Origin of the sequence: Nocardia puris, assembly GCF_036051655.1 — a bacterium.
GTDB lineage: Bacteria > Actinomycetota > Actinomycetes > Mycobacteriales > Mycobacteriaceae > Nocardia > Nocardia puris.
Map to the genome: position 1 here is coordinate 1,899,024 of NZ_CP107943.1, position 18,827 is coordinate 1,917,850.

At 68.1% G+C, this 18,827-nt stretch carries 15 protein-coding genes; 6 read left to right on the plus strand and 9 right to left on the minus strand.

The window, feature by feature from the left end; genetic code table 11:
- Nucleotides 1–11: 11 nt before the first annotated feature.
- The gene (gene helR, locus OHB21_RS08370) at nucleotides 12–2,162 is read left to right on the plus strand and encodes an RNA polymerase recycling motor ATPase HelR (protein ID WP_195125036.1); all 2,151 of its coding nucleotides are present in this window, start codon (nucleotides 12–14) and stop codon (nucleotides 2,160–2,162) included.
- A 147-nt stretch (nucleotides 2,163–2,309) separates the two neighbouring features.
- On the opposite strand, the gene OHB21_RS08375 is transcribed toward helR, so the two are convergent.
- From OHB21_RS08375 to rpsF, 6 genes are all read right to left on the minus strand, one after another.
- Nucleotides 2,310–2,633, minus strand: coding sequence for a helix-turn-helix domain-containing protein (locus OHB21_RS08375; protein ID WP_195125037.1), 324 nt, complete (start codon nucleotides 2,631–2,633; stop codon nucleotides 2,310–2,312).
- 357 nt (nucleotides 2,634–2,990) lie between these two features.
- On the minus strand, nucleotides 2,991–6,083 hold the full coding sequence (locus tag OHB21_RS08380) for a replicative DNA helicase (RefSeq protein WP_195125038.1): 3,093 nt from the start codon (nucleotides 6,081–6,083) through the stop codon (nucleotides 2,991–2,993).
- A 686-nt stretch (nucleotides 6,084–6,769) separates the two neighbouring features.
- Nucleotides 6,770–7,228 (minus strand): 50S ribosomal protein L9, encoded by a 459-nt coding sequence (gene rplI, locus OHB21_RS08385; RefSeq protein WP_067503078.1) that lies wholly within the window; start codon nucleotides 7,226–7,228, stop codon nucleotides 6,770–6,772.
- A gap of 17 nt (nucleotides 7,229–7,245) precedes the next feature.
- Nucleotides 7,246–7,497, minus strand: coding sequence for a 30S ribosomal protein S18 (gene rpsR, locus OHB21_RS08390; RefSeq protein ID WP_067503081.1), 252 nt, complete (start codon nucleotides 7,495–7,497; stop codon nucleotides 7,246–7,248).
- A 57-nt stretch (nucleotides 7,498–7,554) separates the two neighbouring features.
- A complete protein-coding gene (locus tag OHB21_RS08395) occupies nucleotides 7,555–8,097 on the minus strand; it encodes a single-stranded DNA-binding protein (protein ID WP_067503383.1) in 543 nt (180 codons plus the stop codon).
- A gap of 87 nt (nucleotides 8,098–8,184) precedes the next feature.
- On the minus strand, nucleotides 8,185–8,472 hold the full coding sequence (rpsF, locus tag OHB21_RS08400; RefSeq protein ID WP_067503084.1) for a 30S ribosomal protein S6: 288 nt from the start codon (nucleotides 8,470–8,472) through the stop codon (nucleotides 8,185–8,187).
- 147 nt (nucleotides 8,473–8,619) lie between these two features.
- On the opposite strand from rpsF, the gene OHB21_RS08405 reads away from it, so the two are divergent.
- Nucleotides 8,620–9,990 carry a glycosyltransferase family 87 protein gene (locus OHB21_RS08405; protein ID WP_084537289.1) on the plus strand — a complete coding sequence of 457 codons (1,371 nt, stop codon included), beginning with the start codon at nucleotides 8,620–8,622 and terminating at the stop codon, nucleotides 9,988–9,990.
- Nucleotides 9,991–10,145: 155 nt separating this feature from the next.
- On the opposite strand, the gene OHB21_RS08410 is transcribed toward OHB21_RS08405, so the two are convergent.
- The 3 genes from OHB21_RS08410 to OHB21_RS08420 form a co-directional block, all read right to left on the minus strand.
- Nucleotides 10,146–10,757 (minus strand): TerD family protein, encoded by a 612-nt coding sequence (locus OHB21_RS08410; RefSeq protein ID WP_067503091.1) that lies wholly within the window; start codon nucleotides 10,755–10,757, stop codon nucleotides 10,146–10,148.
- A 95-nt stretch (nucleotides 10,758–10,852) separates the two neighbouring features.
- Nucleotides 10,853–11,953, minus strand: coding sequence for a DUF475 domain-containing protein (locus OHB21_RS08415; protein WP_195125039.1), 1,101 nt, complete (start codon nucleotides 11,951–11,953; stop codon nucleotides 10,853–10,855).
- Nucleotides 11,954–12,120: 167 nt separating this feature from the next.
- Nucleotides 12,121–12,696, minus strand: a complete 576-nt coding sequence (locus tag OHB21_RS08420; RefSeq protein ID WP_195125040.1) for a TerD family protein — start codon at nucleotides 12,694–12,696, stop codon at nucleotides 12,121–12,123.
- 144 nt (nucleotides 12,697–12,840) lie between these two features.
- Here OHB21_RS08420 and OHB21_RS08425 point away from each other — a divergent pair, with 144 nt between their 5' ends.
- The 4 genes from OHB21_RS08425 to OHB21_RS08440 are packed head-to-tail and all read left to right on the plus strand — an operon-like array spanning nucleotide 12,841 to nucleotide 18,819.
- Nucleotides 12,841–14,058 carry a hypothetical protein gene (locus OHB21_RS08425; RefSeq protein WP_324192163.1) on the plus strand — a complete coding sequence of 406 codons (1,218 nt, stop codon included), beginning with the start codon at nucleotides 12,841–12,843 and terminating at the stop codon, nucleotides 14,056–14,058.
- Between the two features lie 13 nt (nucleotides 14,059–14,071).
- Nucleotides 14,072–15,283: an HpcH/HpaI aldolase/citrate lyase family protein gene (locus OHB21_RS08430; RefSeq protein ID WP_195125041.1), complete on the plus strand. Its 1,212-nt coding sequence runs from the start codon at nucleotides 14,072–14,074 to the stop codon at nucleotides 15,281–15,283.
- On the plus strand, nucleotides 15,280–17,976 hold the full coding sequence (locus tag OHB21_RS08435; RefSeq protein WP_195125042.1) for a phosphoribosyltransferase: 2,697 nt from the start codon (nucleotides 15,280–15,282) through the stop codon (nucleotides 17,974–17,976). The genes OHB21_RS08430 and OHB21_RS08435 overlap by 4 nt, the downstream gene beginning before the upstream one ends.
- The gene (locus OHB21_RS08440) at nucleotides 17,977–18,819 is read left to right on the plus strand and encodes an HAD family hydrolase (RefSeq protein WP_067503101.1); all 843 of its coding nucleotides are present in this window, start codon (nucleotides 17,977–17,979) and stop codon (nucleotides 18,817–18,819) included. It begins immediately after the preceding gene.
- Nucleotides 18,820–18,827: the final 8 nt, after the last annotated feature.

Here is an 18,827-nt window from a genome sequence, read left to right on the forward strand (position 1 = left end):
GGATAGGACTCATGACGAGCGACGAATTACGTTCCGAACAAGACTATTTGGCTGGGCTGTACGGCAGGCTCGACGCGGAACGCGCGCGGGCGAAGGACAGGTATCGCGCGGCGTTGCGCGGTGACGGCGGCACGCTGGTGGATCGCGACGTCGAAGTGCGGGCTTCGGCGCGGGAGGTGCGGCGGCTGGACATCGCCGACAACGGGTTGTGCTTCGGCAGGCTGGACGCACTGTCGGGCGAACGTTCCTACATCGGGCGGATCGGAATCTTCGACGAGGACAACGAATTCGAACCGCTGCTGCTCGATTGGCGCGCCCCGGCCGCGCGGCCGTTCTACACAGCGACCGCCGCGCATCCGGAGAACATGCGCAGGCGGCGCCAATTCCACACGCGCGGGCGCAGATTGGTCGACTTCACCGACGAGGTGCTGGGGCGCCCCGGTGACGACGAGCACGGTGACGCGGCCCTGCTCGCCGCGGTGAACGCACCGCGCGGCGAGGAGATGCGCGATATCGTCGCCACCATCCAGGCCGAGCAGGACGAGATCATCCGGCTGGACCACGCCGGCGTCGTGGTGATCGAGGGTGGTCCCGGAACCGGCAAAACCGTTGTGGCGCTGCACCGCGTCGCCTACCTGCTCTACACGCAGCGGGAACGCTTGGAACGCAACGGCGTTCTCGTGGTGGGACCCAATCCCGCTTTCCTGAAACATATTTCGCGTGTACTGCCCTCGCTGGGCGAGACGAACGTCGTGTTCACAACCACCGGCGAGCTGGTGCCCGGACTGGGCGTCACCGCCGAGGACGCCCCGGAAGTCGCGCGTCTCAAGGGTTCCCTGCGAATCCTGGACGTGCTGGCGGCGGCGGTGGCCGACCTCCAGCGCCTGCCCGACCAGCCGGTGATCATCGACCTGAAGGACGTCACGGTGCGGATCGACGCCGCCACCGCGGAATGGGCCAGGGAGGAGGCGCGCGCCGGTGGCCGGCCGCACAACGAGGCGCGGGCGGTATTCACCGAGATCATCACCTACGTGCTCACCGAACGGGCGATCGGACGGATCGGCCGCGGGTGGCTCACCAGGGACGACAAGGAGGCCTGGGAGCAACTGCGCGAGGATCTGGTCGCCGAAGTCGCCGAGCACGACGAGTTCACCGCCGCGCTCGACCGGCTCTGGCCGGTGTCGACGCCGGAAACCCTGCTGTCCGAGCTGTTTTCCTCACGGGAACGGTTGCGCGCGGCCGGTGCCGACGAGGCGCTGTGGCGTGCGGAGGGTTCGGCCTGGACGGCGTCCGATGTGCCGCTGCTGGACGAGCTGGTCGATCTGCTCGGCCCCACCGGTCCCACCGAGGACGAGGCCGAGCGGACCCGCAAGGCCGAAGCCGAATACGCCGCGGGCGTGCTGGATCTCATGGTCAACCGCGAGGACATGATGGATGACGAGGACCATCTCTTCGCCCAGGACATGCTCTTCGGCGACGATCTGGCGGAGCGCTTCCTCGAACGCGACAGCCGCGACGTCGCGGAACGCGCTGCCGCCGACCGGGATTGGACCTACCGGCACGTGGTGGTCGACGAGGCGCAGGAGCTCTCCGCTATGGACTGGCGCGTGCTGATGCGCCGCTGCCCCAGCCATTCGTTCACCGTGGTCGGTGATCTCGCCCAGCGCCGTTCCGCCGCCGGCGCCATTGCGTGGGGCGACATGCTGGACCGCTATGTTCCCGGCCGCTGGCTCTATCGTTCCCTCGCCGTCAATTACCGCACGCCCGCCGAGATCATGGCCGTTGCCGCGGCGGTGCTCGCCGAATTCGCGCCGGATATCGTGCCACCCGATTCCGTGCGTGCCAGCGGCGTACAACCGTGGGCCCGCTTCGTCACGGAGGACGAAATTACCTCCGCTATAGAAGAATTCATCGTAGCCGAAGGCGCTCGTGAAGGGACGAGCATAATCATCGGGCCGCCCGATATTCCGGGCGCCACTCCTGCTTCTGAAACGAAAGGCCTCGAATACGATTCCGTTCTGCTCATCGATCCCGACCATCTGTTGGACTCCCCGCGCGGGTGGTCCGATCTCTATGTCGCGCTGACCCGCGCGACGCAACGCCTCGGGGTCCTCCACCGAAACCCGTTGCCCCAGTGCCTGTCAGGGCTCGGTTGTTCTTGACCGTGCAGGTGCGGGCTCTGGTGGTGCGCACGTCGCTCTCGTCGTCGATGCCCGAAGCCATTGGACCGCCGATGACTCCGGTCGACATGCGCGAGGACCCGGTCGGAATCACCGTGGGGCATCGCAGCGGAGGTTATATGCCCGGAATCAGCTCGCGTTCCGCCCGAACATCTCGTCCACAAGATCAGGTACGGTAGTGCCGAGCACCCGGCTCAAAGCGATCAACGTCGACAATCTCGGATTCGCCGGCGCTTTCGTACTGCGCACACCCCAACCATTCTCCAGTAACTGATAATGCTGGCGACTGATCCCGGCGGCGTGCGCGACTTCCTCTTGGCTGAGTCCCTTGGCCTGACGAAGCGCGGCCAACCGCTGTCCCAAAACAACCGCGAGCTCTCTCGACGGCGGATTCGGACACCTGAACGAGGCTTCCGAGGGGCAACCCCCGCGTCGACCATCTATAGATGGCATTTCATTCCAGATCTATAACCCTGCCGGGTATAGATGGCTCTCTGACTGCGCGCAAACCCGTCTCCGACGAAGATCCGTATCCCATTGACGGTCCCCGGCCTACCGATGCCAAGATTGATGGGCACCGGCCGGATGAGGGGGCCTATCAGCATCGCCAGACGTGTCCAACGCGAGCCGATCCCGCGCTGGACCGGCACTTGTGCTGGCCCAGGGCGCAGATCCTTACGAACAGCCGCACCCCGATCGCACGACGCGACGAAGGTCCATGGTGTCGCCTCCGCCGCCCACAACGAAGCCAGCCTATTCGCGATCTGCTGCTACCGGACTTGTATGCCACACCCGCGGGCAGGCCATGTCTCAGCCCCGCGCCATGTCCACGAATCGGCTCAAATGCAGCTGATGCGCCACGGTGATCGTCGCCGTCGGACCATTTCGGTGTTTACCGAGAATGAGGTCCGCTTCACCACCGCGCGGGTCGTCGCGTTCGAAGGCGTCAGGGCGGTGGAGCAGGATAACCATATCCGCATCTTGTTCCAGGGAATTATGAAGCGAAATTCCTTGCGCTACAAAGTTATTCGTTCCCGGCACGGTACCGTCGAAGACATCCTGTTCGCCGACAGGAGTTATCTCGACGATCTTGTCCCAGAAAACGTCGTTGGTGGCGAGCATTTCGATGTCGGCGTCGTCGAGGACGGTGGCGACTCGGGCCAGGCGGGAGCGGCTGGGTGAGTGCTTCCACATGGTGGAGCCGCAGAAGCGGGAGCCCATGGCGGCGGAGAACTCACGGTGGGTCATGCGCTTGGCGGTGAGCAGGTCGCGGACCTTGGTCCAGACCTCCTTCGGCACGGTGTCGACATTCGTGTTGCGTGCGATCGGATCCAGGTGCGCCAGTGCGTGTTCGGCGGACTTGCCGCGAGCGCCGTGGACGCCGATGTCGCGGAGGAAGACGGACTGGTTCTCCGCGCCGTCCACCGTCAGGTGCCAGCAGTCGCGGTAGCCGGATTTGCGGACGCGGCTGATACGGGCGTGTACGCCGAGCCGGAGCAGGAGCTGGGCCAAGTCGTCGGTGAGGCGCCGGCTGGTCGATGCGTAGTAGATGCGGGCTTGGTTGCCCTTCGCGTCCCAGCGCACCGACCCGTCGGTCGCCCACAGGTGACGGATGAACAACGCGACCTGATCGTTGGGCAGCGCGAAAACGCGTTGGGGAATGAACTTCTCGTAGCTGCGCAGGCCGAAGAGTCCCAAGTCGTCGAGCCAGGCGGCAATCGGGTTGCGCTTGCCGTGGGTCAGTCGATAGGGGGTGGGCAGGCGCAGGGTCGTGACGCGCGCGGCCGCGTACTCGTCGCGGATGGCGGTGACGCCGAAGTGCCGTGCGGCCGTCGAGACCGCCGCCAAGTTCTCCTCGTCGATGCTCGCGTAGCGGATCGGCTGGCGTTTCACGCACGAGCCGTCGCCGATCATGTGGGCGAGCAGGACGATCTCCTCGTCCGCCATGCGCTCGGTGTGCACCGGTTCCGGAACGTGGCGCGGGGTCGCGAGACGGTCGCCGACCGTGAGCTTCTCCAGCGGAATCCAGCCGTCGACGGTGAGAAAGGGGTGGTTGCCGGTCGCCTCCACCTCGCGCCCGGAGGCCAGCCGCAGCCGGAACACTTCTTTGCGGCCGCTGGGGAACACCTTCACCATCGGCCGAGCCACCATGCGCATGCGATCGTCGAGCGACCACACGAGCGGCTGTTCGCCACTGGCCAGCAGTTCGCCGAGGGTGATCTCAGCGCCGTTGTCCGCGCGCAGGATTCGCGTGGAGGCGGGCAGGCAGCCCGACTCGCGGAGGTCGGAGACCATGGGGCGTTTGTCGGTGCGTTGTTCGGGGCCGCGGTTGAGCTGGCTGATGGCGACCACGGGGACCTCTAGTTCCTTGGCGAGGAGTTTGAGGTTTCGGGAGAAGTCGGAGACTTCCTGCTGGCGCGATTCGACCTTTTTGCCGGAGGTCATCAGCTGGAGGTAGTCGACGACGACGAGTTTGAGGTCGTGGCGCTGTTTGAGGCGGCGGGCCTTGGCGCGGATCTCCATCATGGTGAGGTTGGGCGAATCGTCCACGAACAGCGGCGCTTCGCTGATCTCACTCATCCGCCGCGCCAGTTTGGTCCAGTCGTCATCGCTCATCCGCCCGGACCGCATATCCCCGAGCTTGATCTTCGCCTCCGCCGAGAGCAACCGCATCACGATCTCGGTCCGGCTCATCTCCAGCGAGAAAATGACACTCGCCAACCCGTGCTTGATCGAGCAACTCCGCATGAAATCCATCCCGAGGGTGGAGTTGTGCGTGGGCACCATCGACCGCCCGGCCAGATACAGGTGATCGGCGTTGTCCACCTCGACACACCGCACTGGCACGGACTCGACCTTCCGCACGTCGACGATGTGCCGAGTCGCGGACTTGGCGGTGGCCGGGACCACGTGGTTCAGATCGTCACCCGGTGTGCGCAGGGTGTGGACGATGTCGCCGGTGGTGCGCACCGCGCGCGTGCGATCGAGCACGGACGTCGTCAACCACTGATGCTCCTCGTCCGCGACGATCACCGTCCCGTCGGAGAACTCGACTTCGTAGCAGGGGCGGTCGATGAGGGTTTCGGTGGCGGCGAGGACTCGGGTGGGGTGGCCGGAGGCGTCGAGGAGTTCGTCGCCGACGCGGACCTCGCCCATGGTGGTCCAGCCCGTCGGGGTGGGGAGCGGGGTGTCGAGGGCGAGGGCCTTACCCACACCGGGTCGCGCGGCGACGATGATCATCTGGCCCGGGTGGAGGCCGTTGGTGATTTCGTCGAGTTCGGTGAAGCCGGTGGGGACGCCGAGGGAGATGCCGCCGCGGGAGGCGATGGAGTCGATCTCGTCCATGGTGGGCTGGAGGAGTTCTTCGAGGGGGAGGAAGTCCTCGGTGGTGCGGCGTTCGGTGACCTCGTAGACCTCGGCCTGGGCGCGGTCTACGACCTCGGCGATGTCCTGTCCGTCGGCGCCCGCGTAGCCGTACTGGACGATGCGGGTGCCCGCCTCCACGAGGCGGCGCAGGATGGCCTTCTCGGCCACGATCTCGGCGTAGTAGCCGGCGTTGGCGGCGGTGGGGACGGTCTGGGTGAGGGTGACCAGGTAGGGGGCGCCGCCGATGCGCTTGAGTTCGCCGCGGCGCTCGAGGCCCGCGGCGACGGTGACGGGGTCGGCGGGCTCGCCGCGCCCGTACAGGTCCAGGACGGTGTCGTAGATGGCCTGGTGCGCGGGACGGTAGAAATCGCCGGGGCGCAGCACCTCCACCACGTCGGCGATGGCGTCCTTGCTGAGCAGCATGCCGCCGAGCACGGACTGCTCGGCCGCCATGTCGTGCGGGGGCTGACGGCCGAAATCCTCACCGGGCGCTTCGGGCGGGTAGTCCGTGTGCCCGCGGTCATCGGTGGCTGTCACCAGACTCGACCGTCCTCTCTGCCCCGCGATCGGTTCGCACCGTATCGATGACTCGTTCTACTCCCGGACACCGACAGCTTCCGCCCGCGACCCGCCCGGGGAGCACGCCAGCAACCCTCGCGACAGCATCGTCGCGAGCAGGTCGTGTCCGGGCGCTGCGACGAAATTAGCGATCGCGAGGGCCCGTGCCAAACCGGGCTGTGTACACACCTGTGGATAACGTGGGGACTGTTTACCAAACCGTGTGCACCCCCTGTGGACAACTTGGGGAAAACCCAGGTCATGCCCAAGAAATCCGCAGATGGATGCAGGTTTTCGCATCTGTGGACGTGTGGATAGTTTCGGTCTCGGCGTGTCGGCCGAGTTGAACAGCCGGGCGTGTTGGGTAAACGGCGTGTATGTCGGCTATGAACTGAGTCACATTGCGATCGGTCGGTTTTCCGAGTGATCCACAGGGTGAATAACCGGAGGTGACGCGTCGTAGCCGAGCCTTGTACACCGTGTGCCGCAGCACTGGGCGCCACCACAGCTAACCTGCGGTTATCACGCGATAAAAGCGCGCGAACAGCGCCGAGAACCACCCCGCACAGAGCACGGGGTGGTCCTCGACGTCACGCGTGTATCGCCTGCGGGGCGAACCGCACCGAGCCGGCGCCACTCCCGGGGAGCGCGACCGGCCGGCGGACTCAGCTCGCGGTGGCGGCGACCTGCAGGTCGAACTTGGCGGTCACGTCGGGGTGCAGGTGCACCGCGATGACGTGCTTGCCGGTCGACTTGATGTGCGCCTTGGGCAGCTCGATGCTGCGCTTGTCCACCACGGGGCCGCCGGCGGCCTTGATGGCCGACGCGACATCCGCGGGGGTGACCGAACCGAACAGCTTGCCGCTGCCCGCGGTCTTCACGCTCAGCGACACCGACTCCAGGCGCTCGATGGCCTGCTTCAGCTCGTTGGCGTGGTCCAGGTCGCGCACGCGGCGGGCCTCCTGGGCCCGGCGGATGCCCTCGACCTGCTTCTCGGCGCCGCGGGTGGCCACGATCGCCAGGCCGCGGGGCAGCAGGTAGTTGCGGCCGTAGCCGTCCTTGACCTCGACGGTGTCGCCAGGGGCACCGAGGTTGTCCACGTCTGCGGTCAGAATCAACTTCATTTGCGTGCCTCCCTTTCTCAGCGAGCCGTCGACACGTAAGGCAGCAGCGCCACCTCACGCGAGTTCTTCACGGCAACGGCGACATCGCGCTGGTGCTGCACGCAGTTGCCGGTCACCCGGCGGGCGCGGATCTTGCCGCGGTCACTGACGTACTTGCGCAGCAGCGTGGTGTCTTTGTAATCGATCGAAACGTTGCCGGACTTGCTCTCCTTGCAGAACGAGCAAGCCTTCTTCTTCAGCACCTTTTCGCGCGCGGGCGCTTTAGGCATGGTCTTCTACTCCGAATTCTGTGTGGCCCGAGTCGATTCGGGCCGGTGAAAGCCGTATCAGAACGGCGGTTCGTCATCCGTGCGGCCGCCCCCGAAGGAGCCTGCCGCGGGCGCGCTGCCCCAGGGATCGTCGTCGGCGCCGCCGGAACGGCCGCCGCCACCACCGGCGGGCGCGGCGTTCGCGGCCGCGTAACCGCCGCCACCACCGCCGAATCCGCCACCACCGCCACCGCCGCGACCGGCCTTGTTGACCTTCGCGGTGGCGTAGCGCAGCGAGGGACCCACCTCGTCGACCTCGAGCTCGACGACCGTGCGCTTCTCACCCTCACGGGTTTCGTAGGAGCGCTGCTTGAGTCGTCCCTGCACGATGACGCGAGACCCGCGGGTCAGGCTCTCGGCGACGTTCTCCGCGGCTTCCCGCCAGATGTTGCAGCGCAGGAAAAGCGCTTCGCCGTCTTTCCATTCATTGGTATTACGGTCGAACACACGGGGTGTGGAAGCGACGGTGAAGTTCGCCACCGCCTGCCCCGCGGGCGTGAATCGCAGTTCGGGATCGGCCGTCAGGTTTCCGATGACGGTGATGACCGTGTCGCCTGCCATGTGGTTCCTCCTGGTGTGCAGTTCGCCGGGCACTCGCTGCTCGTTGCGCTAGAGCCTAGAGACAGGCTCCGACGAGTGCGGCGGGAACTACTTGTCGTGGCGCAGAACCTTGGTGCGCAGCACCGACTCGTTGAGGCCGAGCTGGCGATCGAGCTCGTTCACCGTGGCGGGGGTCGCGGTCAGATCAACCACCGCGTAGATGCCCTCGGCCTGCTTGCGGATCTCGTAGGCGAGACGGCGGCGGCCCCAGATGTCGACCTTGTCGATCTTGCCGCCCTCGGTGCGGACAACGCTCAAAAGGTTATCCAGGGACGGACCAACGGTGCGCTCGTCCAGGCTCGGATCGAGGATGACCATCACTTCGTAATGACGCACGGACCAATCACCTCCTGTGGACTCAGAAACGGCCACGGACGGTCCGTGGCAGGAGGGTCGTTGCGTCAGCAACTCGACAAGGCTACATGAGGGCCGGTCCCGCGCCGAAATCACCTCCGCGGCCCGCGGCGTCCTAGTGTTGTCGGCATGTCGACAGGTGCCGCCCCGCCCGGTGGGCGGATGGCTCATCGCACGGTGTTCGCCGTGCTGGTGACGCTGGTGTGCGCCTCGTTCCTGGCGTTCGGGTACGCGAACAAGGCGCGCTGCGCGGGCGCGCCGTTCCATCCAGACGGCCGCAGCGTGGTGTTCGACTACGACAAGGACGCCGAGGTCTGCTACTCCGACATCCAGTTCCTGTGGCTGGGCCGCGATATCGACCGCCACGTGTTCCCGTACGTGAACGGCGGCATCACCGACGACGGGATGCTGGTGGGCGGCGCGGTGGAGTACCCGGTGCTGAGCGGGGTGCTGATGTGGGCGGGCGCGCTCGGCGCGGACAACGACGCCGACTTCCTGCGCCTGTCCGCGCTGCTGCTGGCGCCTTTCGGCCTGCTGGTGGCGTGGATGCTGGCGCGGTTGTCGGGGTGGGCGGCGCTGCTGTGGGCGGCGGGGCCGCCGCTGCTGCTCTACGCCTTCCACAACTGGGAACTGCCGGTGGTGTTCACGGCGGTGGCGGCGGTGTACGTGATGGCGGTGCCGGCGCGCTTGTCGCTGCGCTCGCGGGCGATGGTGGCGGCGGTCCTGCTCGGGCTCGGATTCTGCTTGAAGCTGTATCCCGGCATCTTCGTGCTGCCGCTGATGGCGTACGTGTTGACCGGGGGTGCGCGCGAGACGCGCGGGGAATCCGAATACGACGTGCGGGGCGCGCTGCTGACGGGCGCGGCGGCCGCGGGCACGGTGCTGGCGGTGAACCTGCCGTTCGCGCTGGCCGGCTACGAGGGGTGGCGCGCGTCGATCACCTTCCAGCAGTTGCGCCAGGCCGACATCACCACCAACTCGATCTGGTACTGGGGGCACCAGCTGCTGTTCGGGCCGGAGTCCGAGGCGAGTGCCACCTGGCACGACGGCGTGGCGATCGCCTCGCCGCTGCTGATCCTGGCGGCGTTCGCGCTGGCGATGTGGTTGGGCTGGAAGCGTTTCCGCACCGGCGGTGTGTTCCCGTGGGTGGGTGTGAGCGGAGCGATGCTGTGTGGATTCCTGGTGTTCCACAAGGTGCATTCGCCGCAGTACACGCTGTGGCTGATCCCGTTCCTGGTGCTGCTCGAGGTGCCGTGGTCGGTGATCGGCGCGTACCTGGTGGCCGACGCCGCGATCGGCATCGGCGTGTTCCGGTACTTCTACGCGCTCGGTTCCGGTGAGCCGTTCGGGCTGCTGGAGGGCGTGGTGCAGTTCGGCGTGTGGGGGCGCGCGGTGCTGCTGATCGTGCTGTTCTTCGTCTTCCTGCGGGCCGCGCCGCGCGAGCCGGTGATGTTCGTCCCGGATCGACCGCGCGCCGACCTGGTCCCCGCCCCCACCTGACCGAGCGACCCCGCGACTCCTGACCCCGCGCCCCCACGACTGCCTGGCCGAGCGACCCGGAATTCACGCGGACCGGCCGACCTCGAAGTCGCACCGGAGAATTCGCGCACCGGGGTCGTCACCGAATCGCCCGACCGGCTCGCGGCCGCGCGCCGCTACTTACTGGCGCTGTGCCACTCCATGCCCCACCCGTACGCCTGGTCGATGAAGCGCTGGGATCCGTTGATGTACTGCACTTCTCGCTGCACGGTGATGCCGTTGCCGTGGTTCTGCAACAGGGCGATGGCGCAGGAGCGCGCGCCGTCGACAGGGGAGTCCAGGCGCACTTCCACCTGCGGGCCGCTGGTGGGGTACAGGGTGACCACGCCGTCGGCGGCGGCCCAGTTGGGCACGCCCTCGTAGATGAACGCGAAGATCAGCACGCGCCGGAAGCGTTCGGGGCGTGACAGGTCGATGTGCATGTTCTCGCCGCCGCTGGCGTCGCCGCTGCGGTCATCGCCGTCGAGCTGGATGTACGGTTCGCCGGCGAGTGAGCCGAAGTTGCCGCCCGTGGCCTGCACGACGCCCTTCGCGCCGTTGGCCAGTTCGTAGAGGCAGCCGAGGTCCAGGTCCACCGACTTGCCGCGGCGGAAGAAGCCGCGCGGGCGCGACCAGTTCAGGTTCACCCGCATGACGCCTTGGTGCTCACCGGGTTTGGTGAGGTTGATGCTGGGCGTGGCCTTGGACAGGGTGACCTTGGACAGGTTCACGCCGGGCTGCTGGGTCATGGGTTCCCCCCTGGTCGGAAACGGAAAGCGGCAGCGGCGTCCTCCCGTGGGGAGGGGCCGCTGCCGCGTCGAATTCGTCGGCTTGCCGCCGGGAATCAGCCTACCGGCGTGACTTCCTTCGCGCTCTCGAGTTCTTCCGGCTCCCCGCCCTCGCGCTTGTTGCGCAGGATGCTGGAGATGAACGCCGCGCCGATGAACGCGACGCCGACCAGGCCGGTGATGATCTCGTTGACGTGCACGCCGATCGAGACGAGCAGGATGGCGGCCAAGGCGCCGATGGCCCAGTGCGCGCCGTGCTCGAGGTAGACGTACTCGTTGAGGGTGCCCTTGCGCACCAGGTACACCGTGATGGACCGCACGAACATGGCGCCGATCAGACCCAGGCCGAGCGCGATGATGATCGGGTCGGAGGTGATGGCGAACGCGCCGATGACGCCGTCGAACGAGAACGACGCGTCGAGCACTTCCAGGTAGAGGAACAGGAAGAAGCCCGCCTTGCCCGTGGCTTTGACCGCATCGGAGGGTCCCGTGTGGTCCTCGGGGTGGAACATCGAGCCGAGGCCGTCCACCGCGATGTAGGTGACCATGCCGAGCAGGCCCGCCAGCAGCACCGTGGCGCGTTTGTCGTCGTCGGCGAGGAACTCCGAGGTCAGGATCAGGCCGATGCTGGCGACGACGACCGAGAGCATGTCCAGCTTGCCCGCGGCCGCCAGCGGCCGCTCGATGAAGCTCAGCCAGGTGATCTCGCGGTCCTCGAAGATGAAGTTCAGGAACAGCAGCGCCAGGAACATGCCGCCGAACGCCGCGATCTGCGGGTGCGCGTCGGTGATCAGCGTCTCGTAGCTCGGGCTGCCGTCGGGGAAGTACGCGGCGTCGCCCGCGGGCGGGTTGAGCGCCAGATCGAACGCGCGAATCGGGTCGAGGCCCGCGGTGACCCACACGATCGCGAGTGGGAACACCAGGCGCATGCCGAAGACGGCGATCAGGATGCCGATGGTGAGGAAGATGCGCTGCCAGAACTCGCTCATCCGCCGCAGCACGGTGGCGTTGATCACGGCGTTGTCGAAGCTCAGCGAGACTTCGAGGATGCCGAGGATGGCGCAGAGGAAAAGGGCGGTCGGACCGCCGTAGAGGAAGGCTATGACCAGCGACACCACCGTGACGACGCCGGAGAGGCCGAATATTCGCAGGACCACGCGGGGACCTTTCGGTGAATAGGGGAGCAGAGTGAATCGGCGCTATCGATACCAGCGTGGCCGCAGATTCGCCGGTTGTCCAACGCGGCACCGGGCAGCGCTCGCCCCCGGTCGCACGGCGAGGGGGCTCGCGCACTGCGAGCCCCCTCATTTCACGTGAGAAGTCGTCAGACGTTCACACCGTAGTCGCGGGCGATGCCCGACAGCCCGGAGGCGTAGCCCTGGCCGATGGCGCGGAACTTCCACTCGGCGCCGTTGCGGTACAGCTCGCCGAAGACCATGGCGGTCTCGGTGGAGGCGTCCTCGCTCAGGTCGTAGCGGGCCAGCTCCTCGCCGTTGGCCCGATCGACGACGCGGATGTAGGCGTTGCGGACCTGGCCGAACGACTGCTGACGCGACTCGGCGTCGTAGATCGAGACCGGGAAGAAGATGCTCTCGATGGTGGGCGGGGTGCCGGCCAGGTCGACGTTGATGACCTCGTCGTCGCCCTCGCCCTCACCCGTGCGGTTGTCGCCCGTGTGCTCGATGGCGCCCTCCGGCGAACGGAGATTGTTGAAGAACACGAAATGCTGGTCGCTGACGACCTTCTTGTCGGCGCCGGTCGCGATGGCGCTGGCGTCGAGGTCGAAGTCGGTGCCGGTGGTGGTCCGGATGTCCCACCCCAGGCCGACGGAGACAGCAGTCAGGTTCGGAGCCGCCTTCGACAGCGAGACGTTGCCGCCCTTGGACAGACTGACACCCATACGGGAATCCCTTCCATTAGTTCGTCTGTGGTCCCAGCATGTCCGAATCGCCGGGTACGCCCTACGACAGTAGTAGGTTTCGGCGAACTTGCGTAGGAACCGGGGTACACCCCGGCAACCCGCGAGATCTCCTACCATCGGGGCGTGGCAGGGCGTAGGCGCGGCTGGTTCCGGTTTTCGGGGGACGACGAGTGGATCGAGGGGGCGAAGGCGCGGCTCGCGGAGGCGTTCCTGGACATGGATCGGCGGCAGTCGGCCGCCGACGCGGCGGTGCACGCCGCCGAGCAGGTGTTCGCCGACCCCCGGTACGCGGCGGCCTGGGAGCCGGTGCGGGCGCGCTGCTACGCGGCGGCGGGCGCCTATCTGAGCCTGATCGAGGAGTTGGAGACCGGGCAGCGCGAGGGCACCGCCCCTCCTCAGGGGCAGACCCGCGCCGATGCCGTGACCAGGCAATTGCTCGACGCGGCCCGCGCCGTGGACGAGTTCTACCAGGCCGACCGGAGCCAGCTCGAGCACGCGGTGTCGGTGCTGCGCACGGTGCCGCAGCTGGCGCAGCGGGTGCTGGCCGCGGCGGCCGAGGAACGCGGGCGTGTCGTGGGCTCCGAATACGCCGGGTATCCCTCGGTGCGCCGCGCCGCGGCGGCGGTCGATGAGGCGATGCTCACACTGGAATCGGCGGGCCCGGATACGCCCGCGGGCGCGGTGCGCGAGGCCGCGAACCGGCTCGAAACGGTGAGACGGGAACTCTCGGATGCCTTGGCGCAGGCCCCATCTCGGCGTGCGGCGGCCCAGACGGCGATCGCGTCGGTGCGGACCAGGGTGGACGCCGTGCGGCACCGGGCCGAGCGGGTGAGCGAGGCGTACTCGGCGCTGCTGCGGGAGTTCAATGCTGCGAGTTCGGCGGATCTGGCCAACAATGAGCGGGACAGTCAGCGAGCCATCGATGCGGCAGCCGACGCCTTGGCACGGGCGCGGGCGGCATCGGGCGAGAACAACCCGGAGCTAGCCCTTGAATTGACCTCCACGGCGCGGGGGAACCTCGCCGAGGCCGAACAGCGGATCGAGGCCGTCACCGGACGGCTCGCGTTGCTGCGTTCGGTCCGCGCGGATCCGCAAGAGAAGGCGAAAGCCGTACGATTCCGGCTGCGAGACGCGCAGATGCTCGCGGTCAGCCGGGGGCTCGTCGCCGAATGGGGCTCGGTGCTGGACGCACAGGCCGAGCGCATCGAGCGCATCACCGAGACACTGTCGGGGCGCCATCCCGACTACTGGGCCTATGTGACGGAACTGGATGCCGTCACCGAATTCATAGCCGGGGTGGTGGATCGCATGAGAAAGCACGCAGGACCACGACGAGAATGAGGACGGGTGATCGATGACCGCTTCTGTCGCCGTCCGGGGGGAGGTTTCCCTCCGGAAACGGCTGCCACTGCGGCATTTCCGGCAGTTGCAGGGTCCGGACGCGAGGTCGCTGTTCCATCGGCAGCCCGAAGCCTTCGGCGACAGCACCGATCGGGAACTGCTCGCCTACGGGCTGGGCGCCACGCTGTACGCGCCCGCCACCAGGCCGGATCTGGCCGACACCATCCGCCGCCGGGCCGAGCGCGGCGTGTGTTCGATGGTGATCGACCTCGAGGACGCGGTGGCCGATCACGAGGTCGAGTTCGCCAAGCGGCAGGCCGTGGCGACCCTGGACGAGCTGGCGGCCGGGGAGGACCCCAACCCGCTGCTGTTCGTGCGGGTGCGCGACGCTGACGCCATCGGCGAGATCGTCGAGCAGCTGGGGATCGGCGCGTCGGCGCTGACCGGGTTCGTGTTCCCGAAGTTCGACAGCGCCTCCTGCCACAAGTACCTGGCCGCCCTGGAAGCGGTGTCGGTGCGACTGCGGCGCCAGGTGTTCGGCATGCCGGTGCTCGAATCGGCCGCGCTGGTGCACCGCCAGACCCGCGATCAGGAGCTGGCGCACATCGCGGCGGTGCTGGCCGAGCACCGGGAGCGGGTGCTCGCGGTGCGGGTCGGGGCGACCGATATGTGCTCGACGTTCGGCATCCGGCGCGACCGCGATCTGACCATCTACGACGTGCGGGTGGTCGCCGACGTGATCGCCGACATCGTCAACTACCTGGGCCGCGCCGACGGCACCGGGTTCGTGATCACCGGCCCGGTGTGGGAGTACTTCGCCGATCACGAGCGCATGTTCCGCCCGCTGCTGCGCACCGCGCCGTTCGAGGAGTCCGACGCGGTGCCGTTCCGGCAGTACCTGGTGAGCCGGGATCTGGACGGGCTGTTGCGCGAGATCACGCTGGACCGCGCCAACGGCATCCAGGGCAAGACGGTGATCCATCCCTCGCACGTGGCGGCGGTGCACGCCCTGTCGGTGGTGACGCACGAGGAGTACGCCGACGCGCTGGACATCCTGCAGGTCGACGTGGGCGGTGTGGCCGCCTCGGAGTACCGGAACAAGATGAACGAGATGCGCCCGCACCGCAGCTGGGCGCGCGAAACACTGTTGCGGGCAAGGGTTTTCGGAGTGGCGAACAAGGGAGTGTCGTTCGTGGATCTGCTCAGCGCGTTGGTGAAGGTATGACGGCGCCGTGGGCGACCCGCACGCTCGGGTTCGAGCTGCGGCACGTGGCTTCGCACGGCGGGCCCGCCGGCGGCGCGCTGCCCGGGGAGCTGGCGATCGAGTGGCTGATCCAGCCCGGTCTGCGGCGCAATCCGCGCCGCGCGCACCTGCTGGTGTCGACGGTGCTGGGCAAGCACCTGCCGACCGATCCGCGCGTGGTGCTGGACGCGGGTGACCGGCTCGGCGATCTGGTGCGTCCATTGCTGGACGGTGGCGACGCCGTGGTGCTCGGATTCGCCGAAACGGCAACGGGTCTCGGCCACATCGTCGCGGCACGGCTGGGCGCGCACTGCTACCTGCATTCGACGCGCCGCGACGTGGCCACCGCCGAGACGCTCACCGGTTTCGAGGAGGGCCATTCGCACGCCACCTCGCACCTGCTGCAGCCCGCGCCCGCGGGCATCTTCCTCAACGACCTGCCGTTGGTGCTGGTGGACGACGAGATCTCCACGGGAGCGACGGCGATCGACGCGATCCGCGCGCTGCACGCGTTCTCGCCGCGGGCGCACTACGTGCTGGCCTCGCTGGTGGATATGCGCACCGAGGCCGACCGCGCGGTGTTCGCGGATGTCGCCGCCGAGCTCGGCGCGCGGATCGACACCGTCTGTCTCGCTTCGGGTCTCACGCTGCTGCCCGACGGACTGGTGGACTCCGTCGAGGCGCTGCCCGAACCGGCGTTGAATCCCGTTGCCGCGCGGCGTGGTTCGTTCGACCGGCTGGCGCTGCCCTGGCCCGGTGCGGTGCCGGAGGGCGGCAGGCACGGCATCCTCGACACCGACGCGCCGGCGTTCGACGCGGCGGTGGGCGTGGCGGTGGCCGCGCTGCGCACGCGGCTCGGCGGCGACCGTCCGGTGATCGTGATCGGTCACGAGGAGCTGATGTACCTGCCGCTGCGGCTGGCGTCGGGACTGGCCGACGCCGGTGTGGCGACCCGGTTCCAGACCACCACGCGCTCGCCCGCCTACGTGCTGGACGAGCCCGGGTATCCGCTGCGGCGCGGATTCCGTTTCACCGCACCGGAACCCGACGACGTACCGCGCTACCTCTACAACGCGCAGTGGCCCGCCGATCTGGACGACGAACTGCGCGCCCTCACCGGGGAACAGACCGGCCCCACCGGGGAGCCGATCCTGCTCGTGGTGATCGACGCGCCCGCCGACACCGCCGACCTGGTGGCCGAGGGCGGGCTGATCGACGTGCTGACGGCGTCGGGCGCGGATGTGCTGCTGGCGGTGCTGCCGGGCGCCGATCCTCGAGAACTGCACGCCGCGCGCACCGGTGAGGTCGAGTCCCGTGCGCTGCACTTCGCGCGGACCGGCCGGACCGAGCCTCACGCGCTGCCCGCCACGCGCAGCGGCACGGCCGGTCCCCGCGCGCCGCACTCCGCGCGCGCCGGTGGAGCCGATCCCCGCGAACAGGACGCTGGGCGCACCGGCGAGCGCGAAGGGGGAGCGGCGATGGCCGACCACCTCGCACTGGCGGGTGATTCAGCCGAAAATACTGTGCCGCAGGATGATTCGGCATCCTTCCCGGAGCCGTTGCGTGGCCCCGCCTTCGGCTCCTACGCCCCGGACGAGGTGACCTGGCTGCTCAAGGATCTCTCCGACGTGGACCTGGAAGCCGATGTGGCGGAACGGGAAACACGCATCCAGGCCGGAGAGGCGCACTACGCGGAATCCCTGCCGGTCGAGTACCAGCCCGATGCCGCCTACCGCGACCTGTTCGACCGCGTGCTCGCTGAGAGCGCCGAGCGCCTGGCCCTGGCGGTGGGGACCGTATCGGAGCTGGTGGTCGCCGAGCGCGGCGAGGACATCGTGCTGGTGTCGCTGGCGCGCGCGGGCACGCCGATCGGCATCCTCATGCGGCGCTGGCTCGCCTCGGGGCGCGGCGCCGGGCTGCCGAGCCTGGATACCCCGCACTACGCGGTGTCGATCGTGCGCGATCGCGGCATCGACCCGGTCGCGCTGGATTACCTGGCGCACCACCACGATCCGTCCTCGATCGTCTTCGTGGACGGGTGGACCGGCAAGGGCGCGATCACCAAGGAACTCGGCGAGGCGCTGGATGCCTATCACGCCGCGGGCGGCGCGCGGTTCGACGACCGGCTGGCCGTGCTGGCCGACCCGGGCCACTGCGTCACCACCTACGGCACCCGCGACGATTTCCTGATCGCCTCGGCCTGCCTGAATTCCACGGTGTCCGGGCTGATCTCGCGCACCGTGCTCAACGACGAGCTGATCGGGCCCGGCGATTTCCACGGTGCGAAGTTCTACCGGGAACTCGCCGGCGACGACGTGTCGGTGCGGCTGCTCGACACGGTCACCGTCGCGTTCGACGCCGTGCGCCCCCGGGTGGCCGGTGAGGTGGCCGCCGTGCGGGCCTCGGACCGTACCCCGACCTGGACGGGCTGGGCTTCCGTGGACAAGGTACGCGCCGAATATGGCGTCACCAGTGTGAATTTCGTGAAACCCGGCGTGGGCGAGACCACCCGGGTGCTGTTGCGGCGGGTGCCATGGCGCGTGCTCGTCCGCGAGCCCGACGCGCCGGAGCACGCGCACATCCGGTTGCTGGCCGCCGCCCGCGGCGTCCCCGTCGAGGTCGTGCCCGACCTCGCGTACTCGTGCATGGGATTGATCAAGGAAGTACCGAAGTAGATGTTTCCCGCTGGACCTCGAAGACAGGCGCTCGTCGCCACCGATCTCGACCGCACCATGATCTACTCGCGCAACGCGTTCAGCACCGCCGACGAGGTGGCGACCGTGTGCGTGGAACACCTGGAGGGCGCGCCGCTCTCCTTCATGACCACCGCGGCGGCGCTGCGCATGCGGACGCTGACCGAACCGGCGGCCGTCATCCCGACCACCACGCGAACCATCAAGCAGTTCACCAGGATCGCCCTGCCGGGAGCGCCGTGGCGCTACGCCATCACCAGCAACGGCGGCAACATCCTGGTGGACGGCGTCCCGGATATGCGCTGGCGCATCGACATCGATGCGCAGGTGCGGGCGGGCGGTGCGACGCTCTCGGAGGTGAGCGCCGAATTGCGCTCGCGCATCGACGATTCCTGGTGCACCAAGTTCCGCATCGCCGACCACCTGTTCTGCTACCTGGTGGTGCGGCCGAAAGCGGTGCCGGAGGACTTCCTGGCCGAATGGGGCGCCTGGTGCGCCGAGCGCGGGTGGTCGGCCTCCCAGCAGGGACGCAAGATCTACACCATGCCGCGCGTGGTCTGCAAGAGCACGGCGGTGGCCGAGGTGCGCCGCCGCCTGGTGGACAGCGGTGAATTGAGCCCGGACGCACTGACTTTCGCCGCGGGCGACGGCGCCTTGGACGCGGCGATGCTGCGCGCGGCCGACTCGGCCATCCGCCCCCGCCACGGCGAGCTCGAGCACCTGAACTGGACCAGCCCGAACCTCACCGTCACCAAGGCCAGCGGCATTCTCGCCGGCGAGGAGATCATCGACTGGTTCATCGACTCCGCGCCCCGCGCGGCGTGATTCGCGAC